The sequence below is a fragment of the Ensifer soli genome, assembly GCF_041928815.1.
Classification (GTDB): domain Bacteria; phylum Pseudomonadota; class Alphaproteobacteria; order Rhizobiales; family Rhizobiaceae; genus JBHFEI01.
Genome location: NZ_JBHFEI010000005.1, coordinates 187,065 through 209,403, shown reverse-complemented (window position 1 = coordinate 209,403; position 22,339 = coordinate 187,065). Strand labels below are relative to the sequence as shown.

14 protein-coding genes and 1 pseudogene are annotated in these 22,339 nt (G+C 66.9%); 9 read left to right on the top strand and 6 right to left on the bottom strand.

The genetic code is table 11. The annotated features are described in order from the left end of the window. Positions 1–139: 139 nt before the first annotated feature. From ccmA to ACEVQ6_RS09770, 6 genes and pseudogenes are all read left to right on the top strand, one after another. Positions 140–778: a heme ABC exporter ATP-binding protein CcmA gene (ccmA, locus tag ACEVQ6_RS09795; protein WP_374888767.1), complete on the top strand. Its 639-nt coding sequence runs from the start codon at positions 140–142 to the stop codon at positions 776–778. Next, positions 775–1,434, top strand: coding sequence for a heme exporter protein CcmB (gene ccmB / locus ACEVQ6_RS09790; protein WP_374888766.1), 660 nt, complete (start codon positions 775–777; stop codon positions 1,432–1,434). Before ccmA ends, ccmB begins: the two co-directional genes overlap by 4 nt. A 101-nt stretch (positions 1,435–1,535) precedes the next feature. After that, positions 1,536–2,297, top strand: a complete 762-nt coding sequence (locus ACEVQ6_RS09785; RefSeq protein ID WP_374888765.1) for a heme ABC transporter permease — start codon at positions 1,536–1,538, stop codon at positions 2,295–2,297. Between the two features lies 1 nt (position 2,298). Then, positions 2,299–2,460: a heme exporter protein CcmD gene (ccmD, locus tag ACEVQ6_RS09780; protein ID WP_374888764.1), complete on the top strand. Its 162-nt coding sequence runs from the start codon at positions 2,299–2,301 to the stop codon at positions 2,458–2,460. After that, positions 2,457–3,077, top strand: coding sequence for a DsbE family thiol:disulfide interchange protein (locus ACEVQ6_RS09775; RefSeq protein WP_374888763.1), 621 nt, complete (start codon positions 2,457–2,459; stop codon positions 3,075–3,077). Before ccmD ends, ACEVQ6_RS09775 begins: the two co-directional genes overlap by 4 nt. Before the next feature lie 359 nt (positions 3,078–3,436). Then, positions 3,437–4,195, top strand: a pseudogene (locus tag ACEVQ6_RS09770) (IS5 family transposase). Positions 4,196–4,564: 369 nt separating this feature from the next. Here the strand turns inward: ACEVQ6_RS09770 and ACEVQ6_RS09765 are convergent. The 3 genes from ACEVQ6_RS09765 to ACEVQ6_RS09755 form a co-directional block, all read right to left on the bottom strand. Then, entirely contained in the window at positions 4,565–7,405 is a 2,841-nt protein-coding gene (locus tag ACEVQ6_RS09765; protein ID WP_374888762.1) for a beta strand repeat-containing protein, read from the bottom strand. Positions 7,406–8,248: 843 nt separating this feature from the next. Next, positions 8,249–8,557 carry a hypothetical protein gene (locus tag ACEVQ6_RS09760; protein WP_374888761.1) on the bottom strand — a complete coding sequence of 103 codons (309 nt, stop codon included), beginning with the start codon at positions 8,555–8,557 and terminating at the stop codon, positions 8,249–8,251. A gap of 29 nt (positions 8,558–8,586) precedes the next feature. After that, the gene (locus tag ACEVQ6_RS09755) at positions 8,587–10,623 is read right to left on the bottom strand and encodes a DEAD/DEAH box helicase (protein WP_374888901.1); all 2,037 of its coding nucleotides are present in this window, start codon (positions 10,621–10,623) and stop codon (positions 8,587–8,589) included. A gap of 619 nt (positions 10,624–11,242) precedes the next feature. Here ACEVQ6_RS09755 and ACEVQ6_RS09750 point away from each other — a divergent pair. Further along, positions 11,243–12,253 (top strand): SIS domain-containing protein, encoded by a 1,011-nt coding sequence (locus ACEVQ6_RS09750; RefSeq protein WP_374888760.1) that lies wholly within the window; start codon positions 11,243–11,245, stop codon positions 12,251–12,253. Between the two features lie 162 nt (positions 12,254–12,415). On the opposite strand, the gene ACEVQ6_RS09745 is transcribed toward ACEVQ6_RS09750, so the two are convergent. Next, complete coding sequence (locus ACEVQ6_RS09745; RefSeq protein ID WP_374888759.1) at positions 12,416–12,874, bottom strand: hypothetical protein; 459 nt, start codon at positions 12,872–12,874, stop codon at positions 12,416–12,418. Between the two features lie 317 nt (positions 12,875–13,191). Here ACEVQ6_RS09745 and ACEVQ6_RS09740 point away from each other — a divergent pair, with 317 nt between their 5' ends. Then, positions 13,192–14,097, top strand: a complete 906-nt coding sequence (locus ACEVQ6_RS09740; protein WP_374888758.1) for a S1C family serine protease — start codon at positions 13,192–13,194, stop codon at positions 14,095–14,097. Positions 14,098–14,179: 82 nt separating this feature from the next. On the opposite strand, the gene ACEVQ6_RS09735 is transcribed toward ACEVQ6_RS09740, so the two are convergent. Together ACEVQ6_RS09735 and ACEVQ6_RS09730 are read right to left on the bottom strand one after the other, a co-directional pair. Beyond that, on the bottom strand, positions 14,180–14,398 hold the full coding sequence (locus tag ACEVQ6_RS09735) for a hypothetical protein (RefSeq protein ID WP_374888757.1): 219 nt from the start codon (positions 14,396–14,398) through the stop codon (positions 14,180–14,182). A gap of 214 nt (positions 14,399–14,612) precedes the next feature. Further along, positions 14,613–17,723, bottom strand: a complete 3,111-nt coding sequence (locus ACEVQ6_RS09730; protein ID WP_374888900.1) for a response regulator — start codon at positions 17,721–17,723, stop codon at positions 14,613–14,615. Between the two features lie 436 nt (positions 17,724–18,159). Here ACEVQ6_RS09730 and ACEVQ6_RS09725 point away from each other — a divergent pair, with 436 nt between their 5' ends. Next, positions 18,160–22,176: a M10 family metallopeptidase C-terminal domain-containing protein gene (locus tag ACEVQ6_RS09725; RefSeq protein WP_374888756.1), complete on the top strand. Its 4,017-nt coding sequence runs from the start codon at positions 18,160–18,162 to the stop codon at positions 22,174–22,176. The last annotated feature ends 163 nt before the right edge of the window (positions 22,177–22,339 follow it).

The following is a 22,339-nucleotide window of genomic DNA, read 5'->3' as shown; positions in this document are numbered from 1 at the left end:
TGCTGGCGCGTTGAGCGGGTTATAGATAATTTCCGCGAAACGTGCCAGACCGCGGGCGGCGAAACAGAGACAATTTTTTCGCACTGCGACGAAGGTCTGAGACCGGCTTGTGCAGGTGGGGAAAGGGCGGGAAAGACCGATGCGCCTGACGGTGGAAGGCTTGAGCGCCGAACGTGGCGGAGATTTGATTTTCAAGGATATTTCCTTCGAGCTCGGCCCCGGTGACGCCCTCCTCGTCACCGGGGCCAACGGCTCGGGCAAGTCGACGCTGCTGAGGGTCCTGGCAGGGCTTCTGCCGCCCCTTGCCGGACGCGTCGAGATCACGGGCGAGGGCATCGAGACCACGGCCGGTTCCTGCCACTATCTCGGCCACCGCAACGCGATGAAACGCGAGCTCACCGTCGACGAGAACCTTTCCTTCTGGACATCCTTCATGGGCGATTTTCCCGGCGGGCGCGGACGTCCGGTTGCGGACGCGATCGCGGCCTTCGGCCTGACCGGCGTCGGCCACCTGCCCTTCGGCTATCTCTCGGCCGGCCAGCAGCGGCGCATCGCCATGGCGAAGCTCCTGGTCGCGCATCGGCCCGTCTGGCTGCTCGACGAGCCGACGGCGGCGCTCGACGCGGCATCCGAGGCGGGGTTCTCGCGGCTGATCGAAGACCACCGCGCCGGCGGCGGGATCGTCGTCGCCGCGACGCACCAGCCGCTCGGCCTCGCCGGAACGAAGAGCCTGCGGATGACGGGCTTCAGCGGCGCGGATGGGGAGGACGCGGAATGAGGGCGCTGTTTCTCCGCGACCTCCAGCTTTCCGTGCGCGCCGGCGGCGGGGCGCTGACCGGCGTTCTGTTCTTCATGGCCGTCGTCGCCGTCATTCCCTTCGGCGTCGGTCCGGATCTCGACCTCCTGTCGCGCATCGGCCCGGCCATTCTCTGGATCGGGGCGCTGCTTTCGAGCCTGCTCGGCCTCGACCGCCTGTTTCAGGCGGAGCGCGACGACGGGTCGCTCGACCTGATGCTGATGCAGGACCAGCCGCTGGTCATGACCGTGCTCGTCAAATGCCTCGCCCACTGGATGGCGACCGGCCTGCCGCTGGTGATCGCTGCGCCCGTGCTCGGCTTGTTCATGAACATGGCGCCGGTCGCGATCGGCGCCTGCGCGCTGACGCTCCTCGTCGGCTCCCCCGGGATCACGCTGATCGGCGCCGTCGGGGCGGCCGCCGCCGTGGCGCTGCCGCGCGGCGGTCTGATCGTCTCGATCCTCGTCCTGCCGCTGGCGATCCCGCTGCTGATCTTCGGCGTCAGCGCGACCTATGCGGCGGTCGAGGAGCCGGCGCCGTTCCTGCCGCCCTTCCTGATGCTGACGGCGATCACCCTGTTCTTCGCCGTGCTGGGGCCGCTTGCTGCGGCCTTCGCGCTGCGCGCCGCATCGGAATGACCACGCGCCGCGTCCCCGCACTGAGCCAATGACACGAAAGTGCGACGCCGGCTTGATCGCGGTCAATTGAAGGGCCACGCGTTCGGGAGTATGAGGGAGCGATGAGCGACAACAGCCTGACCATCCGCAGTTTAGCCGATCTCGCCAATCCGACGCGCTTCCTCGGCCTCGCCGAGCGCGTGCTGCCCTGGCTCGCCGGGCTGACGGCCCTCTGTTTCGTCGCCGGCCTCTGGCTCTCCTTCACCACCGAGGGCGATTACCAGCAGGGCGAGACGGTCAGGATCATGTATATCCACGTGCCGTCGGCCTGGCTGTCGATGATGTGCTACACGGTGATGGCGGTCGCGGCCCTCGGCACGCTGGTCTGGCGCCATCCCCTCGCCGACGTCGCCGCCAAGGCCGCCGCTCCGATCGGCGCGGCCTTCACCTTCCTGGCGCTCGTCACCGGCTCGCTCTGGGGCAAGCCGATGTGGGGCACCTGGTGGGTCTGGGACGCGCGGCTCACCTCCGTCTTCGTCCTCTTCCTGATGTATCTCGGCCTGATCGCGCTCGGCCGCGCCTTCGGCGAGCCGGGGCGGGCGGCCAAGGTGTCGGCCATCGTCACGCTCGCGGGTTTCGTCAACATCCCGATCATCAAGTTCTCTGTCGACTGGTGGAACACCCTGCACCAGCCGGCGAGCGTCATCCGCCTCGACGGGCCGACGATCGACCCGGAATTCCTGCGGCCGCTCCTCGTCATGGCGGTCGCCTTCACGCTTCTGTTCTTCACGCTGCATGTCGCCGCCATGCGCAACGAGATCTGGCGCCGCCGCGTGCTGTCGATGCGCCGGCAGGCCGCCCGCGGCATCGGTCGGGGAGCGTGAGATGAGCGATCACCTTGCCTATGTCACCGCCAGCTATGCGGTCGCCGGTCTGACGGTCGCCGGCCTCATCCTCTGGGTGATCCTCGACGGCCGGGCGCGAAGGCGCGAACTGGCGGTGCTCGACGCCTCCGGCATCCGCCGCCGCTCGGAGGGCGGCGCATGAGCGCGCCCGGGGAAAGCCTTCCGCCGGCAGCGCGCGGCGCGGGGCCTGGCAAGGGGCTGCGCCTGCTGCTCGCCGTGCTGCCGCTCGCGCTGTTCCTCGGTCTTGCCGGCATCTTCTGGAGCCAGTTGAATTCCGGCCGCGATGTCAGCGAAATCCCCTCGGCGCTGATCGGCACGAAGGCGCCGCCGCTCGACCTGCCGCCGCTCGAGGGGGCGCGGCTTGCCGGCAAGCCGGTGCCGGCGCTGACCGACGCGGCGATTTCCGGCAGGCTGACGCTGGTCAATGTCTGGGCGTCCTGGTGCGTGCCCTGCCGGCAGGAGCACCCGCTGATCCTCGAACTTTCGCGCGACCGGCGCCTCACCATCGTCGGCATCAACTACAAGGATCGCAACGACAACGCATTGATGTTCCTCGGCGAACTCGGCAATCCGTTTTCCGCGATCGGCACCGATCCCAAGGGACGCGCCGCGATCGACTGGGGCGTCTACGGCATTCCCGAATCCTACCTCGTCGGCCCGGACGGCACGATCCTCTACAAGCGCATCGGTCCCTTCGACGAAAAGAGCATCGCCGAGGGGCTGATGCCGGCGGTCGAGAAGGCGCTGGCGGGGAGCTAGAGCATTTCTGGTTATCTCGGGATCACCTTCAACGCTCTATGCCCTTGTTTTTACAGAATTGTCCGACGCCGAAGCGATCACGCTTCGGCTGGAAATGCTCTAGAGTATCTCAGGTTATTCTGAACCGGGCAGACTCTCTGCTCTTCTGTTGTCGTTTGTCTTTTCGGGACAACCGGATCCCGCTTATCCCTGACACACTCTGGAGCACATTCGGTGACCGCCGGTTCACCGAATGTGCTTTCTCCTTTCGTTGTGCCGCATTCTCCGACGCCAAAGCGATCCCGCTTCGGCTGGCCAGGCTCAGGACCTGTTCATTTGATTTGATCGGTGAGTCGCCGTCTCTGTTGAAGGAGACCGTGATGACTGAGGTGTTTCCGCCGAGCGAAAGCCAGATGGCGCGGATCGAGCCGTTCTTCCCGCTGTCACACGGCGTTTCACGCGTTGATGACCGCCGTGTCGTCAGCGGCATTGTCCACGTCCTCACGCATGGCCTGCAGTGGAAGGATGCGCCGAAGGACTGAGGCCCGCACAGGATGCTCGACACCCGCTTCATCCGCGGGAGCCGGCCCGGCGTTTTCGACCGTATTTTCGCGGGCTTTTCCGGCGAAGGGCCGAGAGCGGAGCCCATCACGATCAACGCCTCGCACCTGAAGGCTCGCCGCACGGCGGCGAGCCTCTTGAAAAAGGGGATGTTCCCCGTCGTATCGGGCGCACCGAAGGTGGACGGAACGCCAAACTGTAGACCGTTTGCGATGGCAGGGGACGCCCGGTCATCCTGCGCTTGAGCAAAGGCCGGAGTGGCGACCACAAAGGCGCTCGCCCTGTCCTTGCATGCCCTCTGCCGCTCGCCAGGACGCTGATTGCTGATCGTGGCTATGACAGCAAAGCCTTCCGGAACGTCTCGCAGGCAAAGGGTATCGAGCCCTGCATCCCCTTCGCGTTGCAGCAGGAAGGTGCCATATCCCTGTGACACGGCGCTCTACAAGAAACGCCACAAGATCGAGAACCTTTTCGCCAGGCTCAAGGACTGGCGCCGCATTGCAACCCGCTACGAGCGCTGTGCCCACGCCTTCTTCTCAAGCACCTGCCTCTTTGCAACCGTCATCTTCGGGTTGTGATTTTGTGAGCCTGAACATAGGCGGCGGTTCAACGGCCTTGCGACACCTCGTTGTTGGCCGCCTTATCACCAAAGAGAACTTTGGATGCGGCAAAGCGCGGCAACGTCTTCCGCGCCTCCGGTTCCCGGCATACTGCCGTGTTGATGAGCCGAAGGCCACGTGTCTCACCTGTTCGGATTTGCCGAGCCACCCTCTGTCTGCGCCGGATGCGTGGCGGCTTGCAAAGGTGGGCGTTCAAATTCGCCTCACCGCCATCCTCTTCACTGTGAAGCGGGTCTGAGAGTGATTGCCGACGCCGGATAGGGCCGCAGCAAGACATGTCCGTGCACGCGTCTCGTTCATTCCCCCTTCGATGCAAAGAACGTCGGTTCAGGCAACGACGAGGAAATCCGCCGCCGTCAGGAAGGGTCTGTTATCGAGCGTGGCGAACCTGATGGCGGCGGCGGCACCGCTGCCGTCGCGGTCATAGAGCAATACCCCCGTCCTGCTGTTGTAGATGAACTGGTCGTCGGCATCGACGGCGGCACCCTCAATGCCGAGATCCTTGAAGGCATTGGCCGGGAGCGCGCCCGGTGTCGTCAGGCCGAAGACGCTCCGGCTGACGAGGAGCGTGTCGTCCGCGACCGAGAAATCGGTGATCCGTTCGATGTTTGTGCCGCCAGGCGCCGCGGTAAAAGCGAAGGTGTCCTTGCCCGCACCTCCGGTGAGGATGTCCGCGCCGGTCGAGCCATCGATGAGATTGTCGCCTTTGTTGGCGATGATGATGTTGGCGCCGGAATTGCCCGTCGCATTGATGTTGGCCGATCCCGTCAGTGTCAGGTTCTCGATCGCCTGACCGGAAAGGGAAAAGGAAACGGAGGTGCGGACGAGGTCTGTGCCTTCTCCCGTCCGCTCAAGGACCCGGTCGCGGCTGTGGTCGACGACATAAGTGTCGTTGCCGGCACCGCCACTCATCGTGTCGGCACCGATACCCCCGTCAATGATGTTGCGGCCGTTGTTGCCGACGATGATATTGGCAGCGGAATTGCCCGTCGCATTGATGTTGGCCGACCCCGTCAGTGTCAGGTTCTCGATTGCCTGGCCGGCGAGGGAAAAGGAAACCGAAGCGCGCACGAGGTCCACGCCTTCTCCGGTCCGCTCGAAGACCCTGTCGGCGATCGTGTCGACGTGGAACGTATCGTCGCCTTCATCGCCAGACATGATGTCGGCACCACCACCGCCGTCGAGAACGTCGTTGCCGGTGCCGCCCTTGAGACTGTTGACGGCACCGTTGCCCGTTATGACATTGCTGTAGTGATTGCCATATCCGTTGCTCGCGGCCTCGCCGAGCAATGTCAGGTTCTCCACATAGGGGACAGCCGCGAGATCGAACGTATACGTGCTGCGGATCTCGTCGATGCCTTCCCGAATGGCTTCATAGATGCGGTCGACTCCCGGGTCACCGGTCAGAATATAGAGGTCATTGCCGCGGCCGCCTGCCGCGAGCCCGCCATCGTCTCCGAGATCAAGCGTATCGTTGCCCTCCAAACCCTCAATGTAATCCCGTCCCACACCGCCATGGATGACGTCGTTTCCGGCCCCGCCGGCGATCCTGTCGGCACCCTCACCGCCGCCGATAACATCATGACCATTGCCGCCGCCGATCATGTCGTTGCCGGTGCCCGTGACGATATGGTCGTTGCCAGACCCGCTCTGGATGTCGAAACGCTCGACACCGACGACCGTCGAACCAATGCCGACGGCTGTCGTGACGGCATCGACGCCGGCGAAATCAAGGACGATGGCAGCGCTTCTGTCGCGCCAGTCGAAGAAGACGACATCGGTGCCGTCGCCACCAATGATCCTGTCGATCCCGGCATCCGAATAGATCTGGTCGTCGCCTCTGCCGGCATTCACGGTATTTCGTCCCGCCCCGCCAAACAGCATGTCATCGCTGGAACTGCCAATGAGGCTGTCGTCCCCCTGGTCGCCACTGGCGGTGCCAAAGCGACCGCTGAGACGCAGAACGTCGTTGCCATCCTCGCCATAGAGCGAGCTATTGCCTTCGAGCCGGTCGTTTCCGGCACCACCCCGGATCCGGTCCTCACCGAAGCCGAGCGTGACGGTGTCGTTTCCGGAGCCGAGAACCATGTCGAAATTCTCGACGCCGACCACCGTCGTGCCGTCGCCGACAAGGGTCGTCACCGCAGAGACCGACGTCATGACGAAGGTCAGGCCGGCCGTGGCGCCGGTGCGGTTCAGGGTCAGGCTATCGACACCCCCGCCACCGTCGATGATGTCGCGGCCTCCCCGGGACGTTATCCTGTCTCTCCCTGCGCCTCCGCTCAGCATATCGGCGTCGGGGAGGGGGATGAGGTCGCCGTCCGTCAAGACATCGTCACCGTTCTCGCCGTAGAGAATGTCGTCACCGCCGCCGCCAAAAATCTCGTCACCGCCACCACCGGCCCGGATGACGTCGTTACCGCCTTCTCCGCCAAGGACGTCGTCACCCGTTCCCGTCTGGATCGTGTCATTGCCGCCGCCGGTCACGACCCAATTGCCACCGGCATCGGTTTTCGAAAGGTCGATCCTGTCATCGCCGCCGCCGGTCCAGATCGCAAACAGGTTGATACCCGTCACCGTCGTGCCGTCACCGATGACCGTCACTGTGTCGCTCTCGGAAACGAACGTGAAGACAAGGTCGTTCAAGGCGTACTCGCGATAGAAATAGAGGGTATCGAAAGCCCCGGCACCGCCGTCGATGACATCTGCGCCGCCGTAGGATCTTATTCTGTCGTCGCCGTCGCCTCCATCCATGACGTCGCTGGAGGCAAGGTCGCCATATGCTCCATCCGTGAGGTCGTCCGTCCCGCCGCCGCCCAGCAGCGTATCGTTCCCGTCGTCACCGATCAGGTGGTCAGTGTCGTTACCGCCAATCAGCCTGTCGTTGCCGGCGCCACCCGAAGCAAAGGCGCCGCCGAACATGTTGTCGGAGCCGGTGCGAATTGTGTCGTCGCCATCGTCGCCGTAGAGGTCGTCATAGCCCTGACCGCCATCGATCGTGTCCTTGCCGCCGCCGCCATGTATGATGTCGTTGCCAGCGAGACCGTTCAGAATGTCGTCACCGGTATCCGTCGCCGCGGTGCCGTTCTTCGACCACCCGTAGAGGATGTCGCCACCATTGGTGCCATTGCGGATATCGCTGCCATTTGTTCCGTAAACCGTCGCCATGTGTCCTACTCCGCTGTGCGTCCCATCAATGCGACCCGACGCACGGCGATGGCACCATGGCCTCACTGATATCTCCGTCAAGGACGGGCCGAAAGGATGAAAGTACAATCATTTGGTGTTTTTCCTGCCTTGCCGGCGGCGGGAGCGCAGTGACCTCCGGACAGGTGTGGCGGCGGATCGGGTTACCGTGTGGATCTCGCCGGCAGGGGCATCGCCAGTGCGGATGAGGGGCGTCGCGCGTCCTTCAGATTCCAAGCGGACCCCCCCTTGTGTGGCACTTTCGCCTTCAGAGGTTTCATCCGTGACTCACTACGCCGCCTCGCCGATCTCGATTGCTTGGCCTTCCCGAAACGGGTGAATCCGTATCTCCGGCGGGAAAGGAAGGTGCTCGATGCGATCAGGGATTTGATAACGTGACGATTTCGATGAAGACGGTCTCCGGCGGGGGGCGCGGCGGACGAAGGCTGCCGCTCAGGCACGGCGTCTTTGGGCGCCGGCGTCGATCGACGATGGCGGCTCGCGGTCGGAGGCCGCCCGCCTCGGCAATGTCACGCATCGGATTGGCCGCGACTGGGGCATGTGCTTCGATGAACGCCGTCCCCAAGGCCTGTTGAATGGCAAGGCTCCCGGTCAGCGACCGCGGCTGAGCGACCAGCAGCGCGCGACGCTGGCGCACGCCATCGCGCGTGGGCCGCCACCTCTCTCGACGACGGTGTTCGCCGGCGTCCGTGCGATCGGGCGCACCGGCTTTTTGAGGCTGAGCGAGCCGACGTTTGGCCGTGAAATGTAGGCCGCAGGCCTGCCGCAAGCCGGCACATGTCCCAAACATCACGCGCGAGATCCTCAAGCTATCGAGGATTTCAGGATAGGTTCGCCGCAGTGGCAGGGATTGCCGCCTGAGTGGTCTGAGTAAAACGAAGAGATCGGGTTCGAGGACGAGGCGCATGTCGGCCGGTGGAACAGGATCCACGCGTCGCCGGGCAAGACGTGGAGCTCGACCCGCAGCGCCATACGACCAGCGCGCCGGATCGGTGCCACCATCGTCGGTCCGATCTGCCCGAAGCCCGGCAAGGCGGCGGCGCTGGTCATGCCTTGGGTAGCGATACCCGCATGACGCAGCATCCGGCCGAAACCTCCCGTCATGTCGATCACGGCGCGCGATCCCGCCTCGGCGGGAAACGCTAGCCGCGCTTGGCGCTGGGTTTTCCCCGAAGCTTGCCGCCGCCCGGCCGGTCGCCCGTCTTGCGGTAGGGCTTGCCGGGCGTCTCCGCCGCGCCGGCGCGCTGGGTCTCGGCCTTGCGGGGACCGGCCTTCGGCTTCGGGCTGCCCCAGACCGCGTCGTCCATCCGGCGGGCGTCCGCGTCGCGGTCGACGGCGGCCTTCGCCGGCCGGTCCTGCGCGGGCAGCTCCCGGCGCGGCTTGTCCTTCCAGGATCCGTCCTTCCAGGCCGCGTCCTGGCGGGGCCCGTCCTTTCCGGGCTTCTCCTTTCCCGGCTTTTCCTTCCACGGCTTGTCCATGCGCGGGCCCTCGCGACGGGTGAAGCCGTCCTCGTCGGTGCCGCGCGAGAAATTCCTGAAATCCGGCACCGCGTCGAGGCGGGTGACGCGGATGCCGCGCTCCATCATCCGGTCCTTGCCGAGTTTCTCCAGGAAGCGCTCCGCATGGTCGGCCGAAATCTCGACGAAGGTCTCGTCGGCCTGCATCTTGATCGCGCCGATCTCCTGCTTGGTCAGGCCGCCGTTGCGGCAGAGCGTCGGGATCAGCCAGCGCGGCTCGGCGCGCTGCTTGCGGCCGACGGAGAGCGAGAACCAGACCGCCGGACCGAAATCGCCGCGCGGGGTCAGCGGTCGCGATGCCGGATCGCCGGACGCCGTCTCGCGCGGCTTGCGCGCCGGCGTCAACGACACCTCGGCGATGTCTTCCGGCGCCGACTGGCGGCCGCGATGCAGCGCGACGAAGGCGGCGGCAAGCGTCGACGCGTCGAAGCGGGCGGCGAGCCGGTCGATCAGGCCCTGCTCCTCCTCGCTCCGCGCCGTCTCGGAAAAGACCGGATCGGAAAACAGCCGCTCCTCGTCGCGCGCATTGACCGCGTCGGCGGAGGGCGCGTTCGCCCAGACCGGCTCGACCGCGGCGCCCGCCAGCAGGCGTTCGGCCTTGCGGCGCTGGTTGACCGGCACGACGAGCGCGCTCACCCCCTTGCGGCCCGCCCGCCCGGTGCGGCCGGAGCGGTGCAGCAGCGTCTCTGAATTGGTCGGCAGATCGGCATGGATGACGAGTTCGAGGCCGGGCAGGTCGATGCCGCGCGCGGCGACGTCGGTGGCGATGCAGACGCGGGCGCGGCCGTCGCGCATCGCCTGCAGCGCATGGGTGCGCTCGTTCTGGCTGAGCTCGCCCGAGAGCGCCACGACGGAGAAATTGCGGTTGGACAGCCGCGCCGTCAGGTGGTTGACAGCGGCCCGCGTCGCGCAGAAGACGATCGCATTGGCCGCCTCGTAATAGCGCAGCACGTTGACGATCGCGTTCTCGCGGTCGGAGGGGGTCACGAGCAGCGCGCGGTATTCGATGTCGACATGCTGGCGCGTCTCGGCCTGGGTGGTGATGCGCACCGCGTCGCGCTGGTAGCTTTTCGCCAGCTTGGCGATCGACGCCGGGACGGTCGCCGAGAACATCAGCGTGCGACGCGTCTGCGGCGCCGCGTCGAGGATGAATTCGAGATCCTCGCGGAAGCCGAGATCGAGCATCTCGTCGGCCTCGTCGAGCACGGCGACGCGCAGCGCCGACAGGTCGAGCGCCTCGCGGCGGATATGGTCGCAGATGCGGCCCGGCGTCCCGACGACGATATGGCTGCCGCGCTCCAGCGCCCGGCGCTCGTTGCGGATGTCCATGCCGCCGACCCCTGCGGCGATCACGGCGCCGGCATCGGCGAAGAGCCAGTCGAGCTCGCGCTTGACCTGCAGCGCCAGTTCGCGCGTCGGCGCGATCACCAGCGCCAGCGGCGCGCCGGCGCGGCCGAAGCGCTCCTCCTCCGACAGCAGCGTGCGCGCCATGGCGATGCCGAAGGCGACGGTCTTGCCGGAGCCGGTCTGGGCCGAGACCAGCGCGTCGGCGGTGGCGAGCCCCGGGTCGAGCATCGCCTGCTGCACGGGCGTCAGCGTCTCGTAGCCGCGCCGTGCCAATGCGCTGGCGATCGCCGGGACGGCGCCGGAGAGATCGGTCATCATGTCTGTCTTTCGGATCGGGCGGGAGCCGTCGGCCCCGGGGCCGCAGGGAGCACGGCCGGATATCGGCGGTTCCTAGTCCCTTGGACGCAAAATGTCAAAGCGGGCGGCGGCAGGGCGAGGCTCGGGCCGCTACACACCGCGGCGAAACGTGCGCAACCCGGGTGCGGCGACGCAACGGTCGGGGCGATCGCGGGCGAACGCCGCGCCTGCGGGGACTGCGCCAGGCGTGACGTCGTCGTGCGGAGTGCAGGGGGGAGCGGAAGAGACATGCAGGGGCGACGGCGCGGGAGGTGGCCAAGGCCGGCGGCCACGCCCTTCAAGCCGCCGCGGACGGCCGGGCCGCGCGTCCGCTTCGGTTCTCCACGCTCCGGCATGCCGAATGCGTCCCGCTCCGGCCGGACGTGGCCGGACATGCCCTCAGGCGCGGTCCGATCGCGTCCAAGCGACGCTGCGCTCTGAACGCATTGTTCTGAAGCGTCATCTTGCCGATCCGCGTTTCACTCCGGCCGGATTATGCCCTAGGCTGAGGGGTGAGCCTGCCGCGCGCAAGCGGCGGCGCCCATTCCCGTCGGCCGGCCGCACGTTGCCGCGCCGGCCGCAACCGGAGGGACCCCGCATGCGCCGTGACTTCAATGTCGACCGCCAGATCGCCGCGATTCCCGAGGTGGTCGACGGGCTCCTCGGCATGGAGGTGCCGGCGCTCGACCCCGCAAGGCCGATCCTCTTCACCGGTATCGGCACGTCGCTGCATGCCGCGCGCGTCGCCGCGGGCTGGATCGCGATGCTGACCGGCGGCAGGGTGCGGCCCCAGGCGCTCGACGCGCATGACGTCGGCACCTTCGTGCCGCTTCGCGCCGAGGACCAGGTGGTCGTCATCAGCCACCGGGGCTACAAGATCTTCCCGACCGCCGCGCTCGTCCGGGCGCGCGAGGCCGGGGCCCGCACGCTCGCCATCGTCGGCACCGCGGCACCGGAGCAGGCGGCCGACGAGGTGCTGCGCACCTGTGCCAACGAGACGGCGGGCACCTTCACCGTCTCCTATCTCGGCTCGCTCACCGTCCTGGCGCTGCTGGCCGCCGCCTTCGACGGTTCCCCCGACCGCGCCTTCGCCAGGGCGCTGCGGGCGCTGCCGCAGGCGCTGGCCAAAACCCTTCGGCGCGGCAATCCGGCCGCGGCGGCGCAGGCGCTTTCGGATGCCGAGGTGCTGCTCGTCGTCGGCTTCGGCCTCGACCTTTCGACGGCGGCGGAAGCGGCGCTGAAGATCAAGGAGGGCGCCTGGCTCTGGACCGAGGCGATGTCGCCGGAATTCGCCCTGCACGGCACGCCGGCGAGCTATCGTCCGGGGATGGCGGCGGCGATCATCGAGCCGGCCGAGGACGACGGCGGGCGCACGGCGCTGCTCTTCTCCGTGCTCGACAGGCTCGGGCTCAAGACGCTCGCCGTCGGCGAGCGCGACGGCCTCGACCTTTCCTTCGTCTCGCCCCATCCCCTGCTGCGGCCCTTGACCGGCATCGTTCCGCTGCAGCGCCTGACGGCCGAGCTCGCCCGCCTGCGCGGCACCAATCCCGATACGATGCACGGCGACCGCGAGCCCTGGCGCAGCGTCATGACGGGGATCCGGCTCTAGGGCCCGTCCTGCCGACGCGGGATCGCTTCGGCGTCGGACAATGCAGCAAAAACAAAAGGATGGAACACGTTCGGTGAACCAGTGTTTGCCGAACGTGTTCTGGGCGGGTTCCGGCATCGACGGATCATGGAAGCGGGAACCGAACACAGGCCGAGGACAGAATCATGTCAGCCTTTGCCGGCGGGGTCTCAGGATACCGTCGTCGACGAGGCTTTGAAGAAGCGGAGAGATGTCCTGACACCGGACGACGGCAAAGCGTTCGTGACCGACGGTTTCCAGGAGAACGGTCGCGCCTGACGTCATGAACACGTCCTCGGGAAACGACGGCCGAGACCAGTCGAACACGCCGTCGGCGACGTGTGCCAGGGCTTCCAGCACCGATGGGCTCGCGGGATATTCCAGCACTCTGGCAAAGCCGTCAAGCAGCCTCGTGCCGGGCCAGGATTGCCGAAGGCCGTCGCTGATCTTGAGGCTGTCGATTGTGTCGAGGAGCTCCCGCGTTTCCGCCGCCATCTCCCCTTGAACGACGAAGCCGATCGTGTCGGCATGCCGGCCGAGTTCGGTCAGGAGGGCGGCGAACCTTTGCCCTCGCAGGTCGGCCACGACGTCATAGACCTTCATCCGCCGCCCTAAGCACCGCACGCCTCCCCTTGTGTCCTTGACGAGAAGCCCTGCGGCGAAGGATAGCCCGATGGCTGGCAGAGGTAAAACGGTTCCCGTTGGGCGCAGGCGCGCGCAGGACCGGTGTCGGCGCGGGCCTCCTTAAGGGGCGGCGCAAGGAGGGCCGAAGATGCCGCCTCCGCCGGCCCGGCGCCGGTGTCCATGACCGCGCGATTGATACCGTGCCTGTGCACAACGTCCCCGGGGCCCGGCGAAAACTTGCGGAGAGGCGGCCGCGTTCATATCTCTTCACCAGAGTTTTCAGTCGAGGTGTTTCCATGGACAAGAACACGATCTCCCGTTCGGTGGTGGCGGTGCGCACGTCGATCCCGGATGACGCCTTCACCGCCCAGGCGCTCGGCACGCTGCGCGAGGGCAGTGGTGTGGTCATCCGCGACGACGGCCTCGTGCTCACCATCGGCTATCTCGTCCTGGAGGCCGAGGAGGTCTGGCTGCGGCGCTCCGACGGCCGGACGGTGCCGGGCCATGTGCTCGCCTTCGACCAGGAGAGCGGTTTCGCCCTCGTCAAGGCGCTGGGGGCGCTCGATTGCCCGGCGCTGCCGCTCGGCGATTCCGACCGCGCGTCGATCGGCGACGCCGCCGTTCTCGTCGACGGCACCGGCCATGCCGTGATGACCGGCATCGTCGCCAAGCAGGAATTCGCCGGCTACTGGGAGTATCTGCTCGACGAGGCGATCTTCACCGCGCCCGCCCATCCCTCCTGGGGCGGGGCGGCGCTGGTCGATGCCGCGGGACGGATCATCGGTATCGGCTCGCTGCGGCTGCAGATGAGCCAGGGCGGCTCCGTCTCCGACATAAACATGATCGTGCCGATCAACCTGCTGAAGCCGGTCCTCGACGACCTCCTGACGCGCGGCCGGGTCAACCGGCCGCCCCGCCCCTGGCTCGGCGCGATCTCGGCCGAGCGCAACGGCGACGTCGTCGTCGTCAGCGTCTCGCCCGGCGGCCCGGCGGCGCGCGCCGGCCTCAAGGACGGCGACGTGATTTCCGAGGTGCGCGACGGCGAGGTCGGAAGTCTCGCCGATTTCTACCGGCAGGTCTGGGAGAGCGGCCCGGCAGGCGCCGAGATCCCCTTGCGCATCCTCAGGGACGGCCGCGAGGCCTGGCTCAGGATCAAATCCGCCGACCGGGACAGCTACCTGAAGAAGCCGCAGATGCAGTGACGGGCCGTCCCGGCCCGCCGGTGCCGCCGTCGCCGTCCGGAAAGGTGAGGGCCGGCATGACGGCAGGCCCCCCGCCAGCCGCTTAGCGCGCCCCGTTCCCGTCTTCCGGATCGCCATCCTTATGCTTCTTCCGGTCCGTCGGCGTCCGGTGGGCGGTCGCATCCTCGCAACCGGTGATCACCGTCGGCTTGGCGCTCGCGACGCCGGATGCCTTGCTGTGGCGCATCGGTCGGGCGAACTGGCCTTTCGCATCATCCTCGATGCGCGCGGCGCGGTCCGTCCTTGCGTGGTCGTTTGCCATTTCATGCCTCCTTTCGCCGGCCTGTGCTGGTCCAACCGCCGGAGGACCCGGATGTTCCGGCCGGCCGTGCCTCTAAGGGGCGGGAACGTTGCCAATCCAGGCTGTCCCGGCATCGCGTTTTTACGGACGTCCGGGCTTCTCCACGGCACGGCTTCCAAAGGCCGGTACCGGATGGTCGGGAAAGTCGCTCCCGTCGGACGCCGGCGCAAAGGTGCTATCTCTTAGCCGTCACGTTTGCCAGGACCGCGCTCAGATCGTCGATGGTAAACGGTTTCGACAGCTGGAAGGCGTCGTCAATCCCAGATGCGAGCCGGGCGCGGTCGTCGCCGCTGGCAAAGACGATGGCGATCGAGGGCCATCGGTCGCGCACCGTTCGAGCAAGCACCGTGCCGGACATGCCGGGCAGGCCGGCATCGGTGAGGAGCAGATCGATGCTCTCCGTTTCGAGCAGGGCGAGGGCATCCTCCGCAGAGCCGGCCTCGTAGGCAGGGTGGCCGAGGTCGGCCAGCATGTCGACGGTTGCCATCAGGATCAGCGGTTCGTCCTCGACGACGAGGATGCGCAGCGGCGCGGGCGCCGGACGGCTTGGCCCGGCCGGTGCATCCGCACGCGCCGGCCGCTCCGCCGCCTTCTGCTGCCGGGCGTTGCCGAGCACGTGGCGAACCTTGCGGGCCAGCGCCTCGCGCGTATAGGGTTTCGACAGGAGCTCCACGCCGGCGTCGAGCCGGCCGCCATGGACGATCGAATTCTCCGTGTAGCCGGACGTGAACAGAACGGCGATTGCGGGGAAAAGCGCCCTCGTCTTCTTCGCCAGCTCCGTGCTGCGCATCGGGCCCGGCATCACGACATCGGTGAAGAGCAGATCGACATGCACGCCGCTGGTCAGGATGGCGAAGGCGGACTGGGCGTCATGGGCCCTCAACACCCGATAGCCGAGATCGGTCAGCAGCGCGACCGAGGTCTCCCGCACATCGTCGTCGTCCTCGACGACGAGAACGGTTTCCGTGCCGCCTTCCGCGGGATCGGCCGTCACGTCCGCGAGAGCATCCTCGGCCTGCAGGGTGCGCGGCATGTAGAGCTTCATCGTCGTGCCATGGCCGACCTCGCTGTAGATCTTCAGGTGCCCGCCGGACTGCTTCAGGAAGCCGTAGACCATCGACAGGCCGAGCCCGCTTCCCTTTCCCTCGGTCTTGGTGCTGAAGAACGGTTCGAGGACGTGATCGATGATCTCCGGGGCAATCCCCGATCCGGTATCGCTCACGGCGACGAGAACATACTGGCCCGGCGACACATCCTCATGCAGGCGGGCGTAGTCGTCGTCGAGCACGGCATTGGCGGTCTCGATCGTCAGGCGTCCCCTTCCGTCCATCGCATCGCGCGCGTTGATGGCGAGATTGAGGATGGCGTTCTCCAGCTGGCCGGGATCGATGAGCGTGTTCCAGAGCCCGCCGGAGACGATGGTTTCGAGGTCGATCTCTCCGCCCAGCGCCCGGCGCAACATGTCGTCCATGTTCTGGATCAGTTTGCGGGCGTTGACGACCTTCGGCTCGAGCGGCTGACGGCGGCCGAAGGCCAAGAGCTGCGAGGCGAGTTTGGATCCGCGCGAGACACCGGCGAGCGCGTTCTGGATACGCCGTTCCGCACGGGAATGGCCGCCGACGTCCTTCATCAGGAGCTGGAGGTTTCCGCTCACCACCTGGAGCAGGTTGTTGAAATCATGGGCGACGCCGCCGGTCAGCTTGCCGAGCGCCTCCATCTTCTGGGCCTGGCGCAGGGCAAGCTGGGCGGTCTCCCGCTCGGCGGTCTCCTTCTCGAGGTCGCGCAGGGCCGCCCGAAGCTCCCGGGTGCGTTGCTCCACCCTTTGTTCCAGCGTGTGGTTGAGGCTCTGCAGCGCGTCTTCCGCGCGCTTTTGCAGCGTGACGTCGAACCCGTCGACGAAAATGCCGGTGACGTCGCCCGCCTGATCCAGGATCGGCTGGTAGATCAGGTTGATGAAACGCTCGTCCGGTTCTCCGCCCGGCACATTCTGTAACGAAACCGGCAGAGAGGATCCGACAAAGGCCTCCTTCGAGCGGAAGACACCGTTGAGCAGCTCGAAATATCCCTGGCCGACCAGCTCGGGGAGGGCCTCCCGGACGCTCAGCCCGATCAGTTGTCGGTGGCCGACGAGCCGGAGATAGGAATCGTTGACGAGTTCGAACACATGGTCGGGCCCGCGCAGGATGCACATGAAGCTCGGCGCCTGCTGGAACAGGTCCCTCATGCGGTCGCGCTCGGCCGTGCGCTGTTCGACCTCCGACATCAGCTGGCGGTTCAGCTGCTCGAGGGCGACGGCCGCCTTCTCGCGCATCGCCGCCGCCTCGGCAAGGGCCGCGGCGCGGCGCCGTTCCATGTCGAAGGCCTCGGCGCTGGCGAGGCGCGACGCGATCTGGCCGGCGATCAGCTTGAGAAAATCGAGATAGTCCTCGCCGGCGGGACGGTGGGGATTGAGACCGCAGACGAGCACGCCCTTCGGCCTGTCCCCGCCCTGTCCGATCAGCGGGACGATCGCGGCGCGGGCCGGCGGTTTCGGCCATGGGCCCAAGGGCACGTTCATGCCGGCAGGCAGGTCGACCAGCGCGGTCCGCTGGCGCTCCCATGCGTCCTCCAGGCTCCAGACCGTCGTTCCCGGTCCGATTTCGGCGGGCAGGAACGTCTGGTCGGCGGCGGCCCCGCTGATCCACTGGCGGCGTGCCCCGCCGTCCGCGTCGAAGGTGTAGAAGGCGCTGAACGGAAGGTCCTGGAGGTTTTCGCCGAGGGCGGCGCAGGAGGTATCGACGACATGGCGCGTCGTGTCGGCAGCGGCGAGCGCCGATGCGAGCGTTCTGAGGGTCGCCATCCTGCGCTCGCCGATCACGCGGTCGGTCTCTTCGGTGACGGCGCAGAACACCCCGGCGACACGGCCGCCATCGTCGATCAGCGGGCTGTAGGAAAACGTATGGTAGGTCTCCTCGAGATAGCCGTCGCGCTCAAGGAGCAGCAGCAAGGCGCGGTCCCAGGTGGACCGGCCGGTGTCGTAGACGGTCGCCAGCCGATCCTTCACGTCGTCCCAGATCTCCGACCACAGCACTTTCGTCGGAACGGCCAGGGCATGGGGATGCTTGTTGCCGAGCGTCGGCCGGTAGGCGTCGTTGTAGAAAAAGGCGATCTCCGGGCCCCATCCGAGCCACATCTCGAATTTCGACGTCAGCAACAGGCGCAGCGCCACCTTCAGCGCGTCCGGCCAATGGTCCGGCGAGCCCATGGAGGTGTTCTCCCAGTCGTGTTGGCGCATCCGTTGCGCCATCTCGCCGTCACCGACGAAAATATCCTCGTGCCGGTGGGAAAACTGCAGGCTCATGAACCATCCATCGCGCGTGACAGACGTCAATTAGGCCGCGATCGGCGCTTGTCCAGTCTGCCGGCGTGGCCGGGCCGGCGGCCGCGCCCTCGCCGGTCGGCCCGCGGTGGAGCGCAGGCGCCCGCTCGGGCTCGCGGCAGGGTGCGCCGCAACGTGCCCGCTCCCGGCTTCGACGAGGCCGCTTCGCCGGGGACGGAGGCAACCCGCGACACGCGGGCGCGAAAATATGTCGCCCGCCCGCGATTTTCATTTGACGACAAGCGTTCGCTGGACACAATCGGATTCGCTTTATGAGACAGTGCTGGCGGTCCCGGGGGCCGCCCGACGCGACGCGGTGCGGCAAACGCCCACCCTCCACTCCGGTCTTCGGGAAGGAACGATCATGCCGAATGCGCCGAGTGCCGGCATCGCCGCCGACGGATCCAGCACCAGCGCAGGCGTTTCGCCTTCGGGAAACGCCAATATCGACTCGCTTCTTGCAGGAACCCGCTGGACCGGCACGAGCCTGACCTACAGCTTCCCGACCTCCGGTTCGTTCTATTCCTACTATCCGGACGGCCCGCTCGACCATGGCGGCTTCCAATATGATCCGATCGGCGGACGGCCCTGGTGGGCGGAGCACGTTTCCTTCACCGCGGCGCAGCAGCAGGCCGTAACCGCCACCCTCGGCCTGATGTCCACCTATACCGGCCTCGCCTTCACCAGGATCGCCGAGACGGAGACGCGCCACGCGACGCTGCGCTTCAGCCAGTTGCAGACCGTCTACGACAGCGACCACCCGCCGATCTCGGGCTTCAATTCCACCGTGTTCCATGCCCCCGGCGCGACGCCGGAGGCGGGCGACGCCTGGTTCGATACGGGCAACTTCACCCGCGGGGCGCCGGGCAGGGGCAACTTCGGCTTCCTGAACATCATGAGGGGCGTGGCCGAAACCCTTGGCCTTCAGGACGGCGGGCGCTCGTCGGACGTCTCGATCTTCTTTAGGTCGTCGTCCAATCAGTGGTTCGACTACAACGCCTCCCATCAGATGCCGCAGAGCCTGATGCAGGACGACATCGCGGCGCTGCAATATCTCTACGGCGCCAATTTCAGCGCCAATGGCGGCGCCACCACCTATTCCTGGAACGCCGCAACGGGCGAGATGTCGGTCAACGGCGCGCGCCAGGGGGCGCCGGTGACGAACACGATCTACGCGACGATCTGGGACGGAGGCGGGATCGACACCTACGACCTATCGACCTATGCAACCAACCTGAAGATCGACCTCGCGCCCGGTGCCTTCTCGACCTTCTCCGACGCCCAGATCGCTCGGCGCAGCGCCGTGGTGGCGGGAAGTCCGGCCTTCACGGCGGCGGGCAACATCGCCAATGCGCTGCTTTACGACAACGATCCCCGCTCCCTGATCGAAAATGTCATCGGCGGCACCGGCCATGACACGATCCTCGGCAACATCGCCGCCAACGTGCTCGCCGGGCGCGCCGGTGACGACATCCTTTCGGGCGGCGCGGGCAATGACACGCTCGAAGGCGGCATCGGCCGCGACAGGCTCGACGGCGGTGCCGGCAACGACACGCTCGACGGCGGAAAGGATGCCGATACGCTGACCGGCGGCAGTGGAAACGATACCTATGTCATCCGGGCGGGCGACGCCGGCGCCGCCGCCCCCTATGACCGCATCGTCGAGAAGGCGGGCGAGGGAGCCGACACGCTGCGGCTCATCGGCGTGAAGCCGGCCGACGTCTCCGTCGTGGTCGACCAGACCTATGGCGGGGTGCAGTTCGGCCTGAAGGGCGCAGATGGCGCCTATTCCTTCGTCAACGTGTCCGCCGGTACGACGGCGAGCGGCGCCTCGGCGCTGGGCTCCGTCATCGAGACGGTCCGGTTCGACGACGGCACGGTCTGGACCCTCAGCAAGGGCTTCGCCTTCGTCGGGACGACCGGCGCCGACAGGATGGAAGGCTCGGATCTCGCCGACCGGCTCTCGGGCGGCGCCGGCGACGACACGATCACGGGCTATGGCGGCAACGACACGCTCGACGGCGGCGCCGGCGCCGACAGCCTCGTCGGCGGCGCGGGCGACGACCTCTATATCGTCCGGGCGGGCGAGACCGGCAGCGCCACCGCCTATGACCGGATCACCGAAACGGCGGGCGGCGGCACGGACACGCTGCGGCTTGTCGGCGTCAGGCTCGCCGACGTCTCCGTCGTCACCGATCCGCTTCAGGGCGGGGTCCGCTTCGTCCTCACCGCCGGGAATGCCGTGTCTTTCGTCAACGTCCCTGCCCCGGTGACGGCGAGCGGCGCCTCGGCGCTCGGCGCGGTTCTGGAAAAGGTGGCGTTCGACGACGGCACGGTCTGGGATCTGACACAGGGCTTCACCTTTGCCGGAACAGCGGGCGCCGACCGCATGGACGGTTCGGATGCCGGCGACAGCCTGAAGGCGCTTGCCGGCAACGACATCCTCTACGGCTACAACGGAAACGACACGATGGCCGGCGGCGCGGGCAATGACGGGTTGGTGGGAGGCGCCGGCAACGACACGCTCAACGGCGGCAGCGGCGCGGACCTGTTCTACGGCGACGGGCAGCCCGCGGGCGTCGGCCTCGGCAGCGGGTCGATCACGCTGCCGGCCGGCTGGAACAGCTTTGGCAACAGCATCAAGAACGCCGTCGACATCACCGACGATTTCTACGTCTACGACGATCCCGATGTGTTCAATTCCGACATGGCCGCGCATCTGACCATCCGCTTCACCGGCACGGCGCAGTACAACACCGATTACTACAAGATCCGGCTCACGGCCGGCACGACGCTGAAACTCGACTTCGACGGGGAGCCCGGAAAGGCGGACGGACCCTATACGTCGACCGGCGGCAGCACCGGCGCCGTCTACGACGCATCGCAGACCCAGCTCGCCTATTTCCGCGGCATCGGCGGAACCTATCCCGATCGCGGCTCGGCCAGCTACAATGACGGATACTTCGTCTTCACCGCCCCTACGACGGGCGACTACTACATCCAGAACAGCTACACCACGTCGCACGAATTCCACATCTCGGTCGAAAACCCTGTCGCGCAGACCGGCATGGGCAGCGGCACGCTGGTGAAGCCGGACACGCTGGTCTTCGACCTTTTCGACCCGTTCGACGCCCTTGTCCGCAAGGCGCCCGACCTCACGAAAAGCTTCAGCCTCGCCGCCAATGCCGACATCGCCGGGTCGACGACGACGCCGCACGTCACGGTGAACGCGTCGACCGTCGAAAACGGCGTGGATTATTACCATGTCCGGCTTCTTGCCGGCACCGTGCTGACGCTCGACATCGACAGGACGACTCCGGCCGCGACCACGGACATCGTTCTCTACCTGCGCGACGCCCGGAACAACGCCCTTGCCTACGGCTCCGACATGAGCGGCCCCGTCGACGCCGGGTCGACCAGCGTCAGGGACCCGTATGTGACCTACACGGTGCAGCATACCGGCGACTACTACATCTCCGTCGACAATTATTACAACCGCGCCTACCAGTACCAGCTCCACGTCTCGGCCAGGGAACCGGTCTATCCCGGTATCGTCTCCGGAACGGACATGGTCACCTATTCGGACGCGACGCGAGGGGTGACGGCCAGTCTCGCCGATCCGTCCCGAAACACAGGCGACGCGGCGGGCGACAGATATTTCTCGATCGAGAACCTGACCGGCTCGGCCTATGCCGACAGGCTGACCGGCGACTGGCGCGCCAACATGCTTGACGGGGGCGCCGGCGCCGACACGCTGTCCGGCGGCTACGGCAACGACATCTACGTCGTCGACAATATCGGCGATACGGTGATCGAGGCGAAGGACAGCGGCGTGGATCTGGTGCGCGCCTCGGTCGGCTTCTCGCTTTCCGGGCAGGCGATCGAGAATCTGACCCTCACCGGCTCCGCCGCGATCGGCGGCACGGGCAACAGCGCCGCCAACATCCTGACCGGCAACGCCGCCGCGAACCTGCTTGCCGGCCTCGACGGCAACGACACGCTGGCCGGCGGCAGGGGCAACGACACGCTGGCGGGCGGCAGGGGCAACGACATGCTGACCGGCGGCGCGGGGGCGGACAGCTTCCTCTTCGACACGCTGCCGGGCGCGACGAACCGCGACACGATCACCGATTTCAACGTCGCCGACGACACGATCCGGCTCGACGACGCGGTCTTCGCCGCGCTGGCCGGCCGACCGTTTCAGGCAGGCGACTTCGGCATCGGCGCGGCGGCGGCGACCGCTGCGCAGAACATCGTCTACAATCCCCTCAGCGGCGCCCTGTTCTACGACCCCGACGGAACCGGCAGCGTGGCGCAGGTCCAGGTCGCGGTGCTTGCGCCGAATCTCGGCCTGACCTTCCGTGACATCCTTGTGGTGTGAAAGGAAGGCGAGGGTCGAAGCGGCATGGTCCTGCCCGGGACGCAAGGCCCGGGCTTGCGGATCTCCAGCCGACGCGCGAAGTCTGCGGTGCCGGACGATGCGGCAGGGACAGGAGATGGGCGCCATGATGCGCTGAATCGGCCACCACCGCATGGCTTTGAAC

Coding starts and splice junctions, on each gene's coding strand:
- ACEVQ6_RS09775 (WP_374888763.1), top strand. CDS start 2,457: ATGAGCGCGCCCGGGGAAAGCCTTCCGCCGGCAGCGCGCGGCGCGGGG.
- ACEVQ6_RS09725 (WP_374888756.1), top strand. CDS start 18,160: ATGCCGAATGCGCCGAGTGCCGGCATCGCCGCCGACGGATCCAGCACC.
- ACEVQ6_RS09755 (WP_374888901.1), bottom strand. CDS start 10,623: ATGACCGATCTCTCCGGCGCCGTCCCGGCGATCGCCAGCGCATTGGCA.
- ccmD (WP_374888764.1), top strand. CDS start 2,299: ATGAGCGATCACCTTGCCTATGTCACCGCCAGCTATGCGGTCGCCGGT.
- ACEVQ6_RS09745 (WP_374888759.1), bottom strand. CDS start 12,874: ATGAAGGTCTATGACGTCGTGGCCGACCTGCGAGGGCAAAGGTTCGCC.
- ACEVQ6_RS09785 (WP_374888765.1), top strand. CDS start 1,536: ATGAGCGACAACAGCCTGACCATCCGCAGTTTAGCCGATCTCGCCAAT.
- ACEVQ6_RS09740 (WP_374888758.1), top strand. CDS start 13,192: ATGGACAAGAACACGATCTCCCGTTCGGTGGTGGCGGTGCGCACGTCG.
- ACEVQ6_RS09730 (WP_374888900.1), bottom strand. CDS start 17,723: ATGGCGCAACGGATGCGCCAACACGACTGGGAGAACACCTCCATGGGC.
- ccmB (WP_374888766.1), top strand. CDS start 775: ATGAGGGCGCTGTTTCTCCGCGACCTCCAGCTTTCCGTGCGCGCCGGC.
- ACEVQ6_RS09765 (WP_374888762.1), bottom strand. CDS start 7,405: ATGGCGACGGTTTACGGAACAAATGGCAGCGATATCCGCAATGGCACC.
- ACEVQ6_RS09750 (WP_374888760.1), top strand. CDS start 11,243: ATGCGCCGTGACTTCAATGTCGACCGCCAGATCGCCGCGATTCCCGAG.
- ACEVQ6_RS09735 (WP_374888757.1), bottom strand. CDS start 14,398: ATGGCAAACGACCACGCAAGGACGGACCGCGCCGCGCGCATCGAGGAT.
- ccmA (WP_374888767.1), top strand. CDS start 140: ATGCGCCTGACGGTGGAAGGCTTGAGCGCCGAACGTGGCGGAGATTTG.